Annotated in this window: 12 protein-coding genes and 2 pseudogenes; 11 read left to right on the forward strand and 3 right to left on the reverse strand. The window is 61.1% G+C overall.

Annotation, left to right across the window (positions count from 1 at the left end):
- The first annotated feature begins 1 nt into the window (after position 1).
- Genes WIX39_RS22750 through WIX39_RS22775 form a run of 6 tightly spaced genes read left to right on the forward strand, consistent with a single transcriptional unit; the run spans position 2 to position 9,266 of the window.
- A complete protein-coding gene (locus WIX39_RS22750; protein WP_409195899.1) occupies positions 2–1,972 on the forward strand; it encodes a hypothetical protein in 1,971 nt (656 codons plus the stop codon).
- Between the two features lie 41 nt (positions 1,973–2,013).
- Positions 2,014–2,475, forward strand: a complete 462-nt coding sequence (locus tag WIX39_RS22755; protein WP_409195900.1) for a GNAT family N-acetyltransferase — start codon at positions 2,014–2,016, stop codon at positions 2,473–2,475.
- A gap of 12 nt (positions 2,476–2,487) precedes the next feature.
- The gene (locus WIX39_RS22760; RefSeq protein WP_409195901.1) at positions 2,488–3,096 is read left to right on the forward strand and encodes a hypothetical protein; all 609 of its coding nucleotides are present in this window, start codon (positions 2,488–2,490) and stop codon (positions 3,094–3,096) included.
- Positions 3,096–5,324, forward strand: coding sequence for a hypothetical protein (locus tag WIX39_RS22765; protein ID WP_409195902.1), 2,229 nt, complete (start codon positions 3,096–3,098; stop codon positions 5,322–5,324). Before WIX39_RS22760 ends, WIX39_RS22765 begins: the two co-directional genes overlap by 1 nt.
- A complete protein-coding gene (locus WIX39_RS22770; RefSeq protein WP_409195903.1) occupies positions 5,324–8,737 on the forward strand; it encodes a hypothetical protein in 3,414 nt (1,137 codons plus the stop codon). The genes WIX39_RS22765 and WIX39_RS22770 overlap by 1 nt, the downstream gene beginning before the upstream one ends.
- 16 nt (positions 8,738–8,753) lie before the next feature.
- Complete coding sequence (locus tag WIX39_RS22775; RefSeq protein WP_409195904.1) at positions 8,754–9,266, forward strand: hypothetical protein; 513 nt, start codon at positions 8,754–8,756, stop codon at positions 9,264–9,266.
- Positions 9,267–9,277: 11 nt separating this feature from the next.
- Here WIX39_RS22775 and WIX39_RS22780 read toward each other — a convergent pair whose 3' ends face one another.
- On the reverse strand, positions 9,278–10,048 hold the full coding sequence (locus tag WIX39_RS22780; protein ID WP_409195905.1) for a restriction endonuclease: 771 nt from the start codon (positions 10,046–10,048) through the stop codon (positions 9,278–9,280).
- Positions 10,049–10,223: 175 nt separating this feature from the next.
- Between WIX39_RS22780 and WIX39_RS22785 the strand changes: the two are divergent.
- A pseudogene (locus tag WIX39_RS22785) lies at positions 10,224–10,304 on the forward strand (3-hydroxyacyl-CoA dehydrogenase); the annotation flags it as partial.
- 52 nt (positions 10,305–10,356) lie between these two features.
- Here the strand turns inward: WIX39_RS22785 and WIX39_RS22790 are convergent.
- Positions 10,357–11,199: pseudogene (locus tag WIX39_RS22790) on the reverse strand (YihY/virulence factor BrkB family protein); the annotation flags it as partial.
- Positions 11,200–11,281: 82 nt separating this feature from the next.
- Here WIX39_RS22790 and dnaG point away from each other — a divergent pair.
- Entirely contained in the window at positions 11,282–13,303 is a 2,022-nt protein-coding gene (gene dnaG, locus WIX39_RS22795) for a DNA primase (protein ID WP_106937392.1), read from the forward strand.
- A gap of 123 nt (positions 13,304–13,426) precedes the next feature.
- On the opposite strand, the gene WIX39_RS22800 is transcribed toward dnaG, so the two are convergent.
- A complete protein-coding gene (locus WIX39_RS22800) occupies positions 13,427–13,756 on the reverse strand; it encodes a hypothetical protein (RefSeq protein ID WP_234382456.1) in 330 nt (109 codons plus the stop codon).
- On the opposite strand from WIX39_RS22800, the gene rpoD reads away from it, so the two are divergent.
- The 3 genes from rpoD to WIX39_RS22815 all read left to right on the forward strand — a co-directional run bounded on the left by rpoD (position 13,749) and on the right by WIX39_RS22815 (position 18,417).
- Complete coding sequence (gene rpoD, locus WIX39_RS22805; RefSeq protein ID WP_234382454.1) at positions 13,749–15,932, forward strand: RNA polymerase sigma factor RpoD; 2,184 nt, start codon at positions 13,749–13,751, stop codon at positions 15,930–15,932. The two genes, WIX39_RS22800 and rpoD, sit on opposite strands and share 8 nt — an antisense overlap.
- A 102-nt stretch (positions 15,933–16,034) precedes the next feature.
- On the forward strand, positions 16,035–17,270 hold the full coding sequence (locus tag WIX39_RS22810) for a multidrug effflux MFS transporter (RefSeq protein WP_409195906.1): 1,236 nt from the start codon (positions 16,035–16,037) through the stop codon (positions 17,268–17,270).
- 19 nt (positions 17,271–17,289) lie between these two features.
- Positions 17,290–18,417: an HPP family protein gene (locus WIX39_RS22815; RefSeq protein ID WP_409195907.1), complete on the forward strand. Its 1,128-nt coding sequence runs from the start codon at positions 17,290–17,292 to the stop codon at positions 18,415–18,417.
- The last annotated feature ends 32 nt before the right edge of the window (positions 18,418–18,449 follow it).

Consider the following 18,449-nt stretch of genomic DNA (forward strand, 5'->3'; position numbering starts at 1 on the left):
CATGGCGAAGACAACGATGATCCAGACCGCCTTCTTGGGCGGTGAAGTCTCTCCGAAGATGCTTGGTCGTACGGACCTCAAGGGTTACGACACCAGCACGAAGACGATGCTCAACGCTCTGCCGTTCTATCACGGTGGAACGAAGCGTCGTCCTGGCACGTTCTTCCATGGCGAAGTGCGTGATAGCTCGTTCGCCGTCAAGCTGGTGCCGTTTATCTACTCACGCACGCAGAGCTTCTTGTGCGTGTTCAACAACAGCCGGATTCAGTTTATCAAGGACGGGGACTTTATCGAGACGTCACCGGGTGTGCGCTACGAGATCACACACCCCTACACAAGCGACGAGCTGAACGAACTGCGGTTTGCCCAGTTCGGCAACAGCGTCTACTTCACTCACCCGAACTACCCGCCGAAGCGCTTGTTCCGTACTGGCGATACGAGCTGGACGTTCACCGACATCGCGTTCGTCCACCGCGCCCTGACGGACTACTGGTACGAGAACGCGAACATCCGCTTCCGCATCATCAGCAACAGCACGACCTACACCGCCGGTTCGACATTCACCGTGACGAGTCCTGGCGGCGGGGGAGCGGCCACAGCGACATTCTCGGGAACTGGCTACGGCCAGATGGTTGCAGCTAGTAAAGCTGGAAGCCCAGCCGAGACATGGACGGTCACCTGCATCTATGCCGACTCGCAGCGGCAGGAATGGAGCGTCACCGGATCTGTGTCCGGCTCGATGGCACTACTTTTCAAGGCTGGCAACTATCCGGCAGCGATTGCGTTCTATCAACAACGGATGTTCCTGGCTGGCACTCCAGCCCAACCGCAGACGCTTTGGGGTTCGAAATCAGGCTCGGACCTCGACATCACGAACTTCACGCGCGGACCGGATGACAACGACGGCGTCGAACTGACGTTGGCAAGCTCATCCAACGACATGATCCTGCACATGGTTCCATCCCCAACGGACCTCCTGATCATGAGCTATGCCAACGAGTTCGTGATGAGTTCAACGAGCGGTGTCTACACACCGAAGACGGCCATCGTTAAGCCTCAGACCACCTACGGCTGCAACCTCGTCTCCCCTTTGCGCATCGGCAACGCTGCTGTGTTCATCCAGCGTGATGGTCGCCGTGTGCGTGCTGCCGCTTACGACCTCGGGAAAGGATCGAACACTGCTGCGGACATGACTGTGACCTCTGAGCACATCACCGGCACAGGCGTCATCGACATGGCGTTCCAGCAAGACCCGGACTTCAACGTCTGGTTGATCCGCAAGGATGGCTACCTCGTCTCACTAACCTACCTGAACGAACAGGATGTCATCGCATGGGCACGTCACGACACCGACGGCTGGTTCAAGGCTGTGGCGACGATCCCTGAGAACAACAGCGACACGACCTACGTTTGCGTTGAACGCCTCGTAAATGGCGTCTACAAGAAGTACATCGAGAGCATCGACTATGTGCTGAAGTCTCTGTCCGACTGCACGATCTTTGGTGCCAGCGCGGTTGCCAAAACAACTTGGACCGGACTGGGCCACCTTGAGGGTAAGGAAGTCGTCATCGTCGGTGACAACAGCAACGGCACGCGCAAGACCGTCTCGGGCGGACAGATCGTCCTCGATGTGGCAGCAAAGGAAGTCGCAATCGGCCTGCCGTACACGACAACGATTGAACTGCTGCACCCGAACCCTCAAGTGGATGGCGGCACGGCCCGCGGTCGTCAGCTCTCCGTTCACGAAGTCACGCTGGTTGTCGACACAACTGTCAGCTGCAAGGTGAACGGCAGCCCAGTTGCATTCAGTTCGATTGGCCAGCTTGCCGACAAGGCTCCAGTTCCGTACTCCGGTGACAAGCGCCTTGCACAGATGGGCTGGGGAACGCCGCTCAACATGAAGATCGAACAGGACCTTCCTATGCCGTTCACGTTGCTGGCGGTCGTCATGAAGGTATCCGTGAACGATTAGTGCTCCCTGCTAACCATAAATAAGGGCAAGGGAGACACAACATGAAGATTGAGAACGCAACTATAGAAGACGTTCTGCCGCTGGTGAAGCTGGCAGTCGTCATGTTCAACGAGAGCCCGAACTACGGGCGCTACAACGACTTCGACGGCGGGAAGGTGTTTGACATCGTCACCAGTCTAGTCACATCAGAGAACGGCATCGTGATCGTTTGCCGTGATGACAGCGGGGAAATCGTCGGCGGTTTCGTTGGCGGCGTCGATGTGATGTGGTTCTGCCGTGAGACGAAGGTGATGTACGACAACGCTCTGTTCATCCACCCAGCACATCGCGGCGGCATGACAGCAGTGAACCTTCTCAAAGAAGCGTTCCGTCAAGCGAAAGAGAAAGGCGCATCACAAGCGCAAGTGACGAACACAACGGGTGTGTTCTCGAAGCACGTTGAGCGTCTGTACCAGTACGTAGGTATGGAGCATGTCGGCGGCTTCTACAAGCTAGATTTGTAAAGGGACAGGAAGATGGCAGCAGTTTCATCACTGGTGATTGCGGGTGTAACCGTAGCCGCAGGTGCATACAGCGCGAACCAACAAGCGCAAGCAGGCAAAGCCGCATCACGTGCAGGCAGGGACAGTGCCGCCATTGCCGCACAGAACGCAGGCGCAGAAGCCGGCGCAATGATGTACGAAGCAGAGGAAGCACGCCGCGTTGCTCAGGTGAACGCTCAGAAGCTTCAAGGTCAGGCACGCGAGTTCCGTAGCTCACAGCAAGCACTCGTTGCCGCATCTGGCTTCACGTACGACAGCGGCACAGCGCAAACGCTTCAAGAAGAGACGGACAACCTCGTTGCTGCCGATGCGTTGGCAATGCTACAGGACGGCGGACAGAAGTACATCGCAGGGAAGCTCGGTGCGGAAAGCATCATCAAGGGCGGCACATCGAACGCGATGCAGCAGATCAAGCAAGGCGATGCGCAAGGCCAAGCGCTTCAGGCTCAGGCAGTCGGCACGTTGCTCAGTTCAGCTGTGAACGCTGCTGGCAAGTACAGCTCCGGCGCAAAAACGACAACAAGCTCCAGCGGTCCACAGGTGGCCGGCTGGGGTGACACATTCAAATGGGGACGCGAATAATGGCGCTTGATCCACGAAACACATTCGGCAAGCTGAGCGCTGGTGCCGCTCAGGCTCCACGCGCCGCACAACTTGTCCCGGAAGACACGATCCAATCTGCAACGCTGCCAGCGCTCGCTATGGCGAAGCTTGGTGACACGATTGAGCAAAGCACAGAGGTCATCCGCAAGGCTGGCATCGTCAACGACAAACAGAAGCTGGAAGCATACGGCGCAGAACTGGGAGCGCGTGAGGCTCAGATTCGTGTCGAACAGCAGAAGACGCAACAGGAGAAGGGCGAGATGTGGACGCCCGAACAGCTTCAGACCGACTACAACCAACGTCTAGACCAAGCGAAAGCTGAGCTTTCTCCGAAGTACAAGGTCGATTGGCTGAGTGACGAAAAGAGTGCGTACGAGCAAAAGTGGGTCGGCGCTGCCAATGAGTCGTACATGCGCGGAGTGATTCAGCCCCGTATCGCTGACATTGGCCGCCGCAACATCGAGCAGATTTCGCAGAACCACCAGACACGCGCTGCAACGCTGAGCGCGAGCGGTGACATCTTGGGTGCGCTCGCTGCCAGTGCAGCAGCAGCGGAAGCCTACGAATCAGGACCAGCAGCGGTGTTGTTCACACCTGACCAAGTAGCTGCTCGCAAGAACCGCATCTGGAGTGACGGTGCGATGAAAACGCTTGCCGTCCAAGATCCAAAGCGTGTTGTTGAACTGGCGGACTCCAGCCTTGCGCTACGTTCTGCCGCTGACAAGTCGGGCGATCAGTCTGCATTGGTGGCTGACCCTCTGCGTGGATTCTCCACAACAAAGCTGCTGGACATGCGCAACGACTTCAGTCAGTACGCCAAGCAACAGGACCGGGAGAAGGCAAACGCCGTCCGTGAAGAGCAGGTCAAGGCAGCGAACGGTGTGCAGAACGAACTGATTCTGTTTATGACCGACCCGAAGACGAGCTCGCAGCAGATCGCGCAGCGCCTCATAGTCGAACGCTCGAAGATGAAAGACATGATCGAGAACGATCCTGGCAACCCGATGCTGGATGTTCTTGGTCGTGGCGTCGTCCAGATGACGAACGAGATTGAACAGCGTCAGCGCAAAGCTGAGGCGGCGGCGAACAAGGCGGCGAAGGCTGGCCAAGCAGATGCAAGCCTAGGCGACTTCGTTTCCAGTGGCGCACGTATCGACCCGACTGATCCGAAGAGTCGAAAAATGGGCGATGCGCTGTACGAGAAGCTTAAGACATCGAGTGGCTACAACAAGCTGAACCCTGCGCAACAGCAAGAGTTCGACAAGCAGTACGTGGGTCGCTTCGGCTACCTGCCCGAGAAGCGCGAGCGTGACCTGAAGCAACGAGCGAACAGCAATGACCCAGCGATTGCTGCAGATGCCGTGCGTCAGCTTTCTACCCTAACAAAGATCGACTCGAACGTGATGGAGCAGCTACCGAAGCCAATGCAAACGATCATCCACAACGTGGACCGTCATGGCATGACACCGGAAGCAGCTCGCAAGGGTGTGCTCGATGATCAGATTCGCACGCCAGAAGAACAGGCGGTCATCAAGGACCGTATCAAGCTAAACACGGACAGCACAACGACGAAGATTGCTCCGTTCGCTGCGCAGAAGGTTCTCGGCCCTGTTTTCAAGGGAGCAACGTTGCCGCCCCAAGTGGAAGCAACGTACCAAGCGAACTTCGGCAATTCGTTCAAGACGAACAACCAAGACGCTGATGCCGCATCGAAAGATGCTGCGGCTGTCGTTCAGCGTGACTACTCCGTCTCGACAACAGACGGAAAGAAGGTCGTTCGCTACAAGCAGCCGGACAAGTTCGGCATCACCGATCCTGACTTGAAGTACCAGCAGGAGAAGTACTTGAAGGGCCTGCAGATCAACGAACGTGGCTTCGACAAGGACGGCAAGGAAGTTGTCGTCACCACGACGCTGAGCGGTACAGAGAACACACAGTACACGTACGTTGGACAGAGAGGAAAGAACCCTGTCTACCGCGTCAACGTCCTCGACAAGCGCACGGGTGTTCCGAAGCCTCTCATTGATGCACGCGGCCCTGTAGAAATTGAATTCGATCCGAGCGACAAGAAGCCACCTGAAGTGATCGTCAAGAAGCCAGGTGTCGCAGAGCGCATGGGCAAGAAGGGTAACTCCGCCGCACGTGCAGCAGCCAGCTTCAACACACCGAACAACCCAAGCACACTACAACCACAGGGAGACTGGTAATGGCAGGTCTACTCAAGCCGGAAGAACGGCTTTCCACACAACTGACGTACACGCAAGGCGATAACGTCAATGCCCGCGCCGCCGTGGGTGAGCAATGGCGTCCATCGTTTAGGGAAGTTCGTGCCGCTGACGCTCGCCTGAACAACGTGATCGACAACCTCGACCACCAAAGCGATGCGCCCGATGTCAAGAAGCAGCAGGAAGACGAGGCACGTGACCTCCTGAGCTATGCATCATTCGGCCAGCAAATTCGCGCTACGTTCTCTCAGGATGAAGTGTTGCTCGGCACGATGGCATCGCTCGCCGTCCCTCCTATCGCGATGCGCGCAGTTCCAGCAACGCTAGGTCGCATTGGTGCGGCCATCACTCGTGTCGGTATCGCTTCGGCGACGAATGCCACACTGACGGCAGGCAAGGAAACAGCACTGCACGCGATGCAGGAAACCCGAACGATGCAGGAGTCTGCATACACGGTGGCTGGAGCTGCCATTCTCGGTGGTACGTTCCAAGGTGCATTTGAAGGCGTCGGTGGTGCCATCGCGCGCCGTGGCGCGGTTGGCCCGAACGAACAAGCTGCACGTCAGGCTTTCATCAACAGGGGAACGACCGCCGAGCAAGAGCTGGGCAAGGCAATCCTTGAACCCGACACGACACCTCTGCGCTCATGGAACAACGCACCTCTTGCTGCACGCAAGGATGAGGTACTTGGCGAAACTGCGGCAGCAAACAATCTGCGCGTCCACAGCGATGAGGCTGGTCGTCAATTCGAATTGTTCGACGACCCTCTCACACAGGGCCTTCCACCGCGCACGGTGATCGATCAGGCCGGTAAGGACATCGAGGTTCCGGGTCACAATGGCGGCGCGGCATACGCTCAGCCAGGACAACTTCTTGCACGTGGGCACGACACACCTGCTACGTTTCCATTTGACGGCGTTCCCGGTCAGTACGCGCTCGACCCGAAGAACCCAAAGCTGACTGCGATTGCTACGGGCGTTGACGCTCTGGGACGCAAGATTCTCGGCGACAAGGCCGATGCGACGATGACCTTCAACGGCTACATGCTGATGTCGAAGAACCAGAGCACGCGCGCCTTGGCCGCTGACCTGCTACCTCTCAACACAGCAACACGCCTTTCCGAATCAGGATCGGCAAACCCGATGCCGCTTGGCTCCAAGGTGGAGTCGTTCAAGCATCGCTACCTCGACAAGTTGGACGAACTGGAGAATCACAACCTCGCTGAGTACAAGGCCGAGTGGTCGAAGATGACCGCCGAGCAACACGAATCGATTGTCGATTGGGCAACACAGGTCATGACGAACGGCGACCGTGCACGTGCGTATGAAATGGTTGACCGCTTCCGAACGAACGCGGCACAGAGCCCTGTGCTGAAGGGGACACGCAAGAGCATGGAGACTGACCTTGCGCGCAAGGACTTCAACATGCTGGCGAAGTTCGCTGGCGACAACGGCTTCGAAGCACCGATCCCTGCCGTCACTCGTTACAGCCGCATGCTCAATCAGCAGATCACCAACGACATTGCTACTCGTGGCAACCGTGCTGGTGCTTGGCAGATTGATCAGAACGCAGACCGAGGCATCTCAGAAACGTACGGTCATGCTCGCCTCTGGAGCCGCGACAAGATCATCGCGATGGCTCCCGGTGATGACATTCCTCCGTTCGTCCGTATTGCCGCTCGCTTTCACGATCCCGAACTGGAAGGTACGCCGCTTGATCAAGCATGGCGTCTCTACAACCACTTCCGCGATTCGGACGGTGAGTTCAGCAACTTCGAGTTTCGTGGCGCTACGGGCGGCCCTGACTCAGCAAAGGGCGTGGTTCTCGGCCACTTGCCGACAAACGCATTCATCGACTTCCTTGAGAACGACGCAAGTGCCCTGACGGAGATGTACGTCAAGCGCAGTGCTCGTGCGATTGTTCCTCGCGAGCACTTCGAAAGCCCGGAGTGGACGAAGGTCTACGACCAACGGGTAGCACACATCCACCAAGAAGCAGAGAACCAGATTGTAGAACTGGGCCAGCGAACAGACCTGAAGCCAGGGGATTTCGAAAAGGAACAAGCAAAGATACTCAACCGCACGAAGGAGGACACCGAGCAGATCAGCTGGGCTCTTGACCGTGCGCTAGGTGTTCCCGAGAGGCAATCGGACATCGTCGCTGCTCTCCGCACTGGCATGAGCGGAATGATGCTCGGTCGCTCACTTAACGCGAACATGGGCGACTTGCACTCAATGTCTGTCCTCGATGCCGTCAAGCGCGTGTTCGTTGAGTTCCCTACAGAAATCGTAGCAGGCATCCGCCGCGCGATTGCCGATCCAACAAAGCCCGGTTCCATCGACTTCGAGCAGGCACGCCGCTTAGGAACAATCCAACGTCACTTCATGTACGACTCGATGAACGATGGCATGAATACTGTCGTCTCCGAGATGGACCGTGCTCGCGTCTCCACATGGAAGCGTGGCGCTCAATGGTTCGCTGACACGACACACATCTTCAGCGGCATGAAGGCGTTCAACGATTCCGGCCGCAAGATGATGACGACTGACATCAACGACAACTTCATCAAGTTCCTGAAGGGCGAGCGTTCGTTGAACGAGGTGCAGTTGTCCGAGTACAACCGCTTCGGTCTGGCGACGAACCTTGACGATGAGATGACACAGCGCGTGCATGCGCAAGTCTTGCAGCACGGCCAGACCGTGGACGGCATCGACTACCCGAATGCTCACCTTTGGGATGACGCGCAAGCGGCTGAGCACTTCATGGGGTTCAACAAGCGCGCCATCAACTCATACATCCTTGAGCCTGATGCAACAACAAAGATGATGATCGAGCGCGGTGAGCACGCTGGGTTCTTCTCGTCCGTTCTTCAGTTCACATCGTTCATCCGTGCAGCGATTGACAAGCAGATCGTCCCGACGTTCCAAGGCGGACCTTCAGCGATCTTGAAGACCTACATGAAGCTCGCTGCGTACAACTACGCCGGCGCCTACACATGGCAACTGATGTACGGTAAGGACGACATCAATGACGAGAAGACACAGAACACGATCTGGGGTCGCGCTCTCAACAACACGATCTTGCTGCCCTCCTCCTTGCTGATGACGGCGATGAAGGTAATGGAACCCTCTCTTGGTCAAGCTGGCGAATGGCTGGGCCTCACGAAGAAGTACAGCATGGATAAGGAATCGGTTCCCATCTTGGGGGGCGTGGGCAAGGTCGCCAAGACGGTGAAGGGCCTAGGTCAGATGGCAACCGACGACACGATGACGGACGAGAAGAAAGAAAAGATCTGGATGAACAGTTCACAGATGGCTCCGTACCTGAACACGCCACTCGGCCAGATGTTCACGAAGCTGATCCTGAACTACCAGTACCACCGAGACAACCAATAACAACAAGGAGACAGGGATGGAAGAGAAAGTAAACCTCTCGCAGTTCACGCCGGCCGTGGAAGCGATGGAGACAACGCTCATGGACCGCGCGAAGGCGAAGGCTGAGAAGGCGGCCAAGGAGATCGAAGAGAAGGCAGCACTCGCGTTGAAGAACCGACGCCGCAGCCAAGAGAACGCGAACGCTGCTGCTCAGCGCACTCGCATGAAGAAGATGTACCAGGAGAAGAAGGAGATGCACGCTCAGCTGGGCGTGGCGATCAACGAAATCCTTCGTCAGTTCTGCCAAGAGCTACAGGGTCTGCTTCTCATCAAGGTCGATCAACTGTTCGACCGTGATGCCGTTGAACGTCGCAAGAGCCAGATGTCGATCCTTAAGGAGACGATGGCGACCGTCACCATGCTCCAGAAGATGCAGGAGTCCTTGGAAGACAAGTACAACATCAAGAAGGAAGACGCCAAGGAAAACAATGGCGACAACGTGCTGCTGTTCAAGAACGCTCAGAAGCTGATGGCGAAGGCTCGCAGCTAGCCCTCAGTTCATCAATAGGCCTCCAACCATTTCTTGAGGTCGTTGAAGTCTTTTAGTTCCAGTTGGCTCTCCATCGTCGCGGCTTCCTTGACCGCATCTTTGGAGAAGAAGCTTGTGGTCACGATGATGCTCTTTGCAGGCTTCCGAATGTGATGGACGCCGATTACCTCACGAACAATTCCTACTCCGACCTTGTTGTCCGCAGCATAGCGCTTGCATTCGATGTACGTCAGGAAGCTGCCAACTGCTGTCTTGACATGGGCAATGATGTCTCTTCCTCCATCGCGGGTCGCCTGCGTGAGTTCGGCTTCAAAACCCATGTCTTTCAAGATGCTTGCCACAAGCTCTTCAAACTTCCTTGGTGTGATCTCGTACAACTTTTCCGGATGCTTCTTGAAGTACTTTTTCACCTCATCGTCGATCGACGTGATGACTCCAGCCGAATGTTCCTCTGGCTCCGGCGGCACCTCAGAGGTCTCCGAGTACAACTCTTCGGTAATTGAACCAGTGGCCTCGATGCCAAGCGCTTTTGTGTGAAGCCGTCCCTCTGCCTCGCCGCGACTAGGAAGGCTGTGCTCTCCATCGTGGTATCGATAGACGCCGTCCTCCTCTTTGGACAACAAGACGTAAGCCCAATCATTGTCGAACGGGTCCTTGAAAACAGTTCCGGCAAGGTCTAGCTCGGTACTTTTGAACCAGCTTTTCTCGGGCATGACGAATGGCCCTTCGCGCCCAATTCCAAGAGACTCAAACTCATGCTTTGAAATACTTTGGATGCTCATAGTTCTTGGTCTGGATGGAAAAAGTCAAGCCGTACGCAGGCGCCTGATGAAGGCAACGTCTCGCAGCAAATTTCATCGCGCCCGCACGCGGAGACTGAAACCAATGGTAACGCGCCATGGGCTCAATTTCGGGATCAGTTTTTATCCGGATGAAATCCTCGCCCGGGAATCTCGAGTTTTTCAGCTCATCGAGAACGACATGCTCAACGGCGAGGTGATTCGTCTGGACGGAGCGATTCGATTGGCTCCCCGCTGACCTCCGAGGCTGGCGGCTTGGTGCTGCCGGTGCGGTCCAGGCGCTCGTACTGCGCGATCACCTGGGCCCCCAGCAGCACCAGGGTGGCCGCAATTTCCAGGCTCAGCAGCACCACGATCGCCGTGGTGAGCGAGCCGTAGACCACGTTCACCTGCGACAGCGTCGAGAAGTACCAGATCAGCACGCGCCGCGTGGCCTCCCACAGCAGCGCGGCCGTCACGCCGCCCAGCAGCGCATGCCGCAGCGACATGCGCCCGGCCGGCATCACGAGGTAGAGCGAGGTCAGCATGAAGATCTCGCCGCCCAGCCCCAGCAGGTACAGCAGAAGCCCCGAAATGCCCGACAGCGACCAGCTGTGGCCCAGCAGGTCGACGCTCTCCTGCCCCACCAGCTGCAGCGCGCCCGACACCAGCGTGACCAGCAGCAGCCCCACGCAAAGGCACAGGATGTAGACGTACGGCATGGCCACCGACACGAGGAAATGGCGCTTGTGTGCGGCCTTGCGGTGGTGGAAGAACACCGCCATTGCGCTCTCGAGCACGCTGAAGGCCAGCGAGCTGAAGAAGATCATCGTCACCAGCAGCACCGGCCCGAGCACGTCGCGGTGATCCAGGAAGCTCGACAGCTCGGCCACGATGGCCTTCGACTGCCCCGGCAGCAGCCATTCGAGGTACCGCCCGATGGTGCGCAGCAATTCGGCCTGCTCGATGACGTGCGACAGCGCGATCACGCTGACGATCAGCAGCGGCACGATGGACAGGAGCGCGTAGTAAGCCACCGCGCCCGCGAGCAGCAGGCCCTGGTTGGCGCGGAACTCCTTCAGCGCTTCCCAGGCGAATCGCACGGGGTGGCGCAGCACGGGAGCAGCATGTTGCAAGGGGTTGGACATTGTCATGCGTGGATTTCGGTCGCGGCCAGTATGCCGCCCGGCCCCGGGCGTTCGGCGGCTTGCGTATGATTTGCCGCTCTTCGCCTACATGACCATCCCCGCTTCATTCATCCAGGAACTCATCGCGCGCGCCGATGTGGTCGAGATCGTCGGCCGCTATGTGCAGCTCAAGAAGGCCGGCGCCAATTTCATGGGCCTGTGCCCGTTCCATGGCGAGAAATCGCCCTCTTTCTCCGTCAGCCCGACCAAGCAGTTCTATCACTGCTTCGGCTGCGGGGTGCATGGCAACGCCATCGGCTTCCTGATGGAGCATGCGGGCATGGGCTTCGTCGAGGCGGTGCATGACCTGGCCGGGCAGTACGGCCTGCAGGTGCCCGAAGACGACGCCTCCCCCGCCGAGCGCGCCCGCGCGGCCAGCCAGCGCCAGAAGCAGGCGACGCTGACCGACGTGCTCGAAAAGGCCGGCGACGCCTACCGCAAGCACCTGCGCCAGGCGCCCGGCGCCATCGAATACCTGAAGGGCCGGGGCGTGTCCGGCGAAGTGGCCAAGCAGTTCGGCATCGGCTATGCGCCGGCCGGCTGGCGCGCGCTGGCCAGCGTGTTCCCCGACTACGACGACCCGCTGCTCGCCGAGAGCGGGCTGGTGATCGTCAACAACGAGGAAGGCAAGCTCAGCGAGGAGGAAGCCAAGCGCTACGACCGCTTCCGCGACCGCGTGATGTTCCCGATCCGCAACGTGAAGGGCGAATGCATCGGCTTCGGCGGCCGGGTGCTGGGCGACGAAAAGCCCAAGTACCTGAACTCGCCCGAGACGCCCGTGTTCAGCAAGGGCCGCGAGCTCTACGGCCTCTATGAAGCCCGCGCCGCCTTCCGCGACCGGGGCTACGCACTGGTCACCGAGGGCTACATGGACGTGGTGGCGCTGGCGCAGCTCGGCTTTCCGAACGCGGTGGCCACGCTGGGCACGGCCTGCACGAGCGAGCATGTGCAAAAGCTCTTCCGCTTCACCGAATCGGTGGTGTTCAGCTTCGACGGCGACGCCGCCGGCCGCCGCGCCGCGCGCAAGGCGCTCGACGGCGCGCTGCCCTACGCCACCGACGTGCGCAGCATCAAGTTTCTGTTCCTGCCGGCCGAGCACGACCCCGACAGCTTCATCCGCGAACACGGCGCCGAGGCCTTCGCCCGCTTCGTGGCCGAATCCACGCCGCTGTCGCGCTTCATGCTCGAGGCCGCCCGCGAAGGCTGCGACCTGACCACCGCCGAAGGCCGCGCCCACATGACCAGCAACGTGCGCCCGCTCTGGAGCGCCATGCCAGACGGCGCGCTAAAGCGGCAGCTGCTGGGCGAGATCGCCACGCTGGTGCAGCTGGACGCGGCGGCGCTCTCGGAACTGTGGGCCTCCACGCCCGGCCCGCGCAAGCCTGGCGGCGCCTCCGCCGGACAGCGCCACAACGAGCCGCCCATGTACACGGGCGGCGGCGACGACTACTACCCCGACATACCGCCGCCTCAGGAATACGAGCCGCCGCGCTATGAAAGCGATAGCAAGCCCAAGTTCCAGCCGCAGCGCAAGTTCACCAAGGGCAAGCGCTGGGGCGGCAAGTTCGAGGAGCCCATCGAGCCGCTGCGCGGCCGCGGCACCCCGCCCAGCCGGCCCGACGTGGCGGTGCGGCTGCTGCTGTCGAACATGGCGCAGTGGGAGGCGCTTTCGCACGAGCTGCACCTGATGCTGTGCGAGCTGCCCGGCGCCCACGGCGCCCTCTTCACCTGGCTCGACAGCCAGTTGCACGAGCACGGCGTACAGCCCTGGGCGGCGCTGCGCGAGGGCCTGCGCGGGCTCGAATTCGAGCCGCTGGCCGAGCGGCTCATGGCCGTGTCCGAAGCCGGACCGGTGCCCGAGGGCGAGGAAGAACAGCACCTGGCAGACGCCGCCAAGGAGCTGACCAGCGTGCTCGACTTCATGCTCGACGACCGCCTGAAAGCCCAGCAGAGCGAGGCCATCGCGGCCGTGGGCAAGGACCCGAAGGCCCTGGAGCGCTACAAGGCGCTGGAGGCGCGCCGGCTCGAATTGCGCAACCGCCTGCGCCCGTCCGGTACAGAAAGTGCTTGAAATTTGCGCAACGCGCTATAATGTAGGGCTTCGCAACTGGCGAAATTAGGCAAGAGCGACAGCAGCACCTCCGGGCCGACCCCTAGCGCAACGCACTCCAACGGTAAATTCCGGCGGAAAGGGTCAATAACCGCAAGGACTGCACACCAAATGTTCGCCCGACATCTTGCCTGTTGAGGAATCACTTCCTCTTTCCCAATTGTTTTGTCCGTGCCTGTGCACGGGCGTGGTGGCGCTGTCCGCGTGACGGCGCGCCTGTGATTCCGCTTGTCTTTTCTTGCCGTAACGAGGTCGTATGCCCAGTTCAAAGAAGCCTGCTCCTTCACTTGCCAAAAGCGTCGCCACCAAGCCCGCAGCAGAAAAACCGTTGAAAGCCGGCCAGTCGCCGGCAACTAAGACGGGTGCCGCCGCAACCAAATCGGCAGCCGCAACGAAAGTGAAAACCGTGCCCACGAAATCGACCTCTCTCGACGATCCCAAAAAAGCCGCCGCTCCCGCCGCCAAGAAAGTCGGGCGCCCGCCCAAGGCCGCCGGCGCCGCTGCCACCACCGGCGCCAAGCGCGGCCGCAAGCCCAAGGCTGACAAGGACGCGCCCGAGAGCGACATCGACCTGTCGGACATCGAGGACGACCTGGCCGGCGACGAACCCGCGGCAGCCACGACCACCGAAGAGAAGGTCAAGCCGCTGCGCATGAAGATCAGCAAGGCGAAGGAACGCGCCTTGATGAAGGAGTTCGGCCTCGACGAGACCGTGCTCTCCGAAGAAGACCTGGCCAAGCGCCGCTCGCGCCTGAAGACCCTGATCACGCTGGGCAAGACCCGCGGCTACCTCACGCACGGCGAAATCTCCGACCACTTGCCCGACAAGCTGGTCGACGCCGAGACCATGGAAGTCGTGGTCACCATGCTCAACGACATGGGCGTGGCGGTGTACGAGCAGACGCCCGACGCCGAGACCCTGCTGCTGAACAACACCGCGCCCACCGCCACCACGGTGGAAGAAGCCGAGGAAGAAGCCGAAGCGGCTCTTTCCACGGTGGACAGCGAGTTCGGCCGCACCACCGACCCCGTGCGCATGTACATGCGCGAAATGGGCACGGTCGAGCTGCTGACCCGCGAAGGCGAAATCGAAATCGCCAAGCGCATCGAAGGCGGCCTGATGGCCATGATGGAAGCCATCTCGGCCTCCCCGGCCACCATCGCCGAAATCCTGCGCCTGGCCGCCGAGATCCGTGAAGGCAAGGTCGTCATCTCGACCATCGTCGACGGCTTCTCGAACCCCAACGAGGCCGACGACTACGTCGCCGAGGAAGACTTCGACGAATTCGACGAGGAAGACGACGACGACGGCAAGGGCGGCTCCAAGGCCCTGACCAAGAAGCTCGAGGAACTCAAGCGCGACGCGCTCGAGCGCTTCGACCGCATCGCCGCCCTGTTCGAGAAGGTCCACAAGATCTACGACAAGGAAGGCTACGGCACGCCGGCTTACGCCAAGGCCCAGCAGGCCATGTCGGACGAGCTGATGACCATCCGCTTCACCGCCCGCACCATCGAGAAGCTGTGCGACCTGGTGCGCACGCAGGTGGACGACGTCCGCAAGAAGGAACGCGAGCTGCGCCGCATCATCGTGGACAAGTGCGGCTTCCCGCAGGAAGAGTTCATCCGCGACTTCAGCGGCTTCGACAAGAACGGCAACGTCGTTCCGTCCAACCTGCTGAACCTCAAGTGGGTCGAGAAGCAGGCCGCCGCCGGCAAGCCGTGGAGCACGGTGCTCGGGCGCAACATCCCGCCGGTGCAGGAACTGCAGCAGAAGCTCGCCGACATCCAGTCGCGCGTGGTGGTGCCGCTCACGCAGCTCAAGGACATCAACAAGCGCATGAACGAAGGCGAATCGTCTTCGCGCGATGCCAAGAAGGAAATGATCGAGGCCAACCTGCGCCTCGTGATCTCCATCGCCAAGAAGTACACCAACCGCGGCCTGCAGTTCCTGGACCTGATCCAGGAAGGCAACATCGGCCTGATGAAGGCGGTCGACAAGTTCGAATACCGTCGCGGCTACAAATTCTCGACCTACGCGACGTGGTGGATCCGCCAGGCCATCACCCGCTCGATCGCCGACCAGGCGCGCACCATCCGCATCCCGGTGCACATGATCGAGACGATCAACAAGATGAACCGCATTTCGCGCCAGCACTTGCAGGAGTTCGGCTTCGAGCCCGACGCCGGCATCCTGGCCGCGAAGATGGAGATTCCTGAAGACAAGATCCGCAAGATCATGAAGATCGCCAAGGAGCCGATCTCGATGGAAACCCCCATCGGCGACGACGACGATTCGCACCTGGGCGATTTCATCGAGGACAGCAGCAACACGGCGCCCATCGAAGCCGCCATGCAGGCCGGCCTGCGCGACGTGGTCAAGGACATCCTCGACTCGCTCACGCCGCGCGAAGCCAAGGTGCTGCGCATGCGCTTCGGCATCGAAATGTCGACCGACCACACGCTGGAAGAAGTCGGCAAGCAGTTCGACGTGACCCGCGAGCGCATCCGCCAGATCGAAGCCAAGGCGCTGCGCAAGCTGAAGCACCCGAGCCGTTCGGACAAGCTGCGCAGCTTCATCGACACCCTGTAATCCGGGTTCGCTGAAGCCAAAGCGCCCGCCTTGCCCCTCATACGGGCGGCGGGCGTTCTCTTTTTCGTAGACAGACAACAAGTACAACGGAGCTGCCTTTCCATGAATCCCGATGCAGACAAACTCTGGCAGGCCCCGCGCTGGGCGCTTGCCGTGCTGCTCGCCGTGCTGGGCATGCTCGGGCCCTTCTCGATCGACACCTACATCCCGGCGTTCTCCGGCATCGCGCAGTCGATCGGCGCCACGCCGGCCGAGATGCAGCAGACGCTCTCGGCCTACCTGTTCGGCTTCGCGTTCATGAACCTGTTCCACGGCGCGCTGTCGGACAGCTTCGGGCGCCGCCCGGTGGTGCTGTGGGGGCTGGCGGTGTTCACGCTGGCGTCGCTGGGCTGTGCGCTGTCGCAGAACATCACGCAGCTGGTGCTGTTCCGCGGACTGCAGGGACTGTCGACCGGAGCGGGCATCGTGGTCTCGCGCGCGGTGATCCGCGACATGTTCCCGCCCGCCGAGGCGCAGCGGGTGATGAGCCAGGTCACGATCTACTTCGGCGTGGCGCCGGCCATCGCGCCCATCGTGGGCGGCTTCCTGTTCGTGCACGCGGGCTGGCATGCGGTGTTCTGGTTCCTGGTGGCGGTGGGCGTGGTGCTGTTCACGGCCAACTACAAGCTGCTGCCCGAGACACTGCACAAGGACCACCGCCAGCCCTTCCAGGTGCGCCACCTGATGCGCGGCTACTGGGACCTGTGCTCCGACCCGCGCTTCCTGCTGCTGGCCTTTGCCAGCGGCGTGCCCTTCAACGGCATGTTCCTCTACGTGCTGGCCGCGCCCGCGTCCCTCGGCGACCACCTCGCGCTGCAGCCGCAGCAGTTCTTCTGGTTCTTCCTGCTGACCATCGGCGGCATCATGCTCGGCGCGCGCGCCAGCGGGCGCATGGCGGGCAAGGTGGCGCCCAAGCGGCAGATCCGCGACGGCTTTCTCATCATGCTGGTCACCTCGGTGGTCAACGTGGTAGCCAACACCTTCTTCCAGGCGCACGTGGCATGGGCGCTGTGGCCGCTGGCGGTGTTCGCCTTCGGCTGGGCGCTGATGGTGCCGGTGGTCACGCTGCTGGTGCTCGATTTGCACCCCGAGCGCCGCGGCATGGCCTCGTCGCTGCAGGCGGTGATCGGCTCCACCGCCAACGGCATCGTGGCCGGCGCGGTGGCGCCGCTGGTGATGCACTCCACGCTCGCGCTGGCGCTGACCTCCATGGCCATGCTCGCCATCGGACTCGTCGCCTGGGTGTGGCTGCACGGCCGATGGCCCGAGATCGGGCGCATGGTGGCGCACGAAGGCTGAGCAGGCAGCGCACGCTCCTATGCGGTTCGACGCCCTGCTGGCCCACGCGCGCGCCTGGCTGCCGGCACGCACCACCGTCGATGCGCGCGAACGTCTGCGCGCAGTGGCCGGCGCGGGCCTCGGCCTGCTGGCGGCGGCGCTGCTGTCGCACTGGCTGGCAGGTCCGCTGCACGCAAGCGTCTGGCTGATCGCGCCGCTGGGCGCCAGCGCGGTGCTGGTGTTCGCGGTGCCGGCCAGCCCGCTGGCGCAGCCCTGGCCGGTGATCGGGGGCAACACGCTGTCGGCAGTGGTGGGCATCGCCTGCGCCAGCTGGATTCCCGAGCCGACCATCGCCGCAGCCGTGGCCGTGGCACTGGCCGTCGCGCTGATGTTCGGCGCGCGCTGCCTGCACCCGCCCGGCGGCGCCGCGGCGCTGCTCGCGGTGCTGACGCACACCACGCATTTCTCGTCCGCGCTGTTCCCCTTCTTCACCAACTCGCTGCTGCTGGTGCTGGCGGGCGTGCTCTACAACACGCTCACCGGCCGGCGCTATCCGCACGTACAGGTCGCGCGCCCGCCGGCGGCCGATGCGCGCTTCAGCCAGGCCGACATCGACGCCGTGCTGGCCCGCTACAACCAGGTGCTGGACATCAGCCGCGACGACCTCGAATCGTTGATCCAGCAGACCGAGCTGGAGTCGTACAAACGCCGCCTCGGCACGCTGCATTGCGCCGACATCATGTCGCGCGAGCCCATCTCGGTGGAGTTCGGCACGCCGCTGCAGGAGGCCTGGGCGCTGATGCACGAACGCCGCATCAAGGCCCTGCCCGTCACGGACCGCACGCGCCGCGTGGTCGGCATCGTCACGCAGGCCGACTTCTTCCGCCAGCTCGACCTGCAGCAGCACGACGGCATCGCGGGCAGGCTGCGCGAGCTGATCCGTGCCACGCGCACCGTGATGTCGAACAAGCCCGAAGTGGTCGGCCAGATCATGACGCGCCAGGTGCGCGTGGCCAGCGCCGACCGGCCGGTGGTCGACCTGGTGCCGCTGTTCTCCGAAGGCGGGCACCACCACATCCCGATCATCGACGGCGAAAAGCGCCTGACGGGAATGATCACGCAGTCGGATTTCGTGCGGGCGCTCTACCGCGCGGTCGGTCCGGCCTAGGCCCTGGTGCAATGCCCAAAGCGGCGCCCATT

It is taken from the genome of Variovorax sp. AB1(2024), assembly GCF_037482385.2.
In the GTDB taxonomy this organism is placed as follows: Bacteria; Pseudomonadota; Gammaproteobacteria; order Burkholderiales; family Burkholderiaceae_C; genus Variovorax.

Coding starts and splice junctions, on each gene's coding strand:
- WIX39_RS22770 (WP_409195903.1), top strand. CDS start 5,324: ATGGCAGGTCTACTCAAGCCGGAAGAACGGCTTTCCACACAACTGACG.
- WIX39_RS22750 (WP_409195899.1), top strand. CDS start 2: ATGGCGAAGACAACGATGATCCAGACCGCCTTCTTGGGCGGTGAAGTC.
- WIX39_RS22780 (WP_409195905.1), bottom strand. CDS start 10,048: ATGAGCATCCAAAGTATTTCAAAGCATGAGTTTGAGTCTCTTGGAATT.
- dnaG (WP_106937392.1), top strand. CDS start 11,282: ATGACCATCCCCGCTTCATTCATCCAGGAACTCATCGCGCGCGCCGAT.
- WIX39_RS22765 (WP_409195902.1), top strand. CDS start 3,096: ATGGCGCTTGATCCACGAAACACATTCGGCAAGCTGAGCGCTGGTGCC.
- WIX39_RS22775 (WP_409195904.1), top strand. CDS start 8,754: ATGGAAGAGAAAGTAAACCTCTCGCAGTTCACGCCGGCCGTGGAAGCG.
- WIX39_RS22760 (WP_409195901.1), top strand. CDS start 2,488: ATGGCAGCAGTTTCATCACTGGTGATTGCGGGTGTAACCGTAGCCGCA.
- WIX39_RS22815 (WP_409195907.1), top strand. CDS start 17,290: ATGCGGTTCGACGCCCTGCTGGCCCACGCGCGCGCCTGGCTGCCGGCA.
- WIX39_RS22755 (WP_409195900.1), top strand. CDS start 2,014: ATGAAGATTGAGAACGCAACTATAGAAGACGTTCTGCCGCTGGTGAAG.
- WIX39_RS22810 (WP_409195906.1), top strand. CDS start 16,035: ATGAATCCCGATGCAGACAAACTCTGGCAGGCCCCGCGCTGGGCGCTT.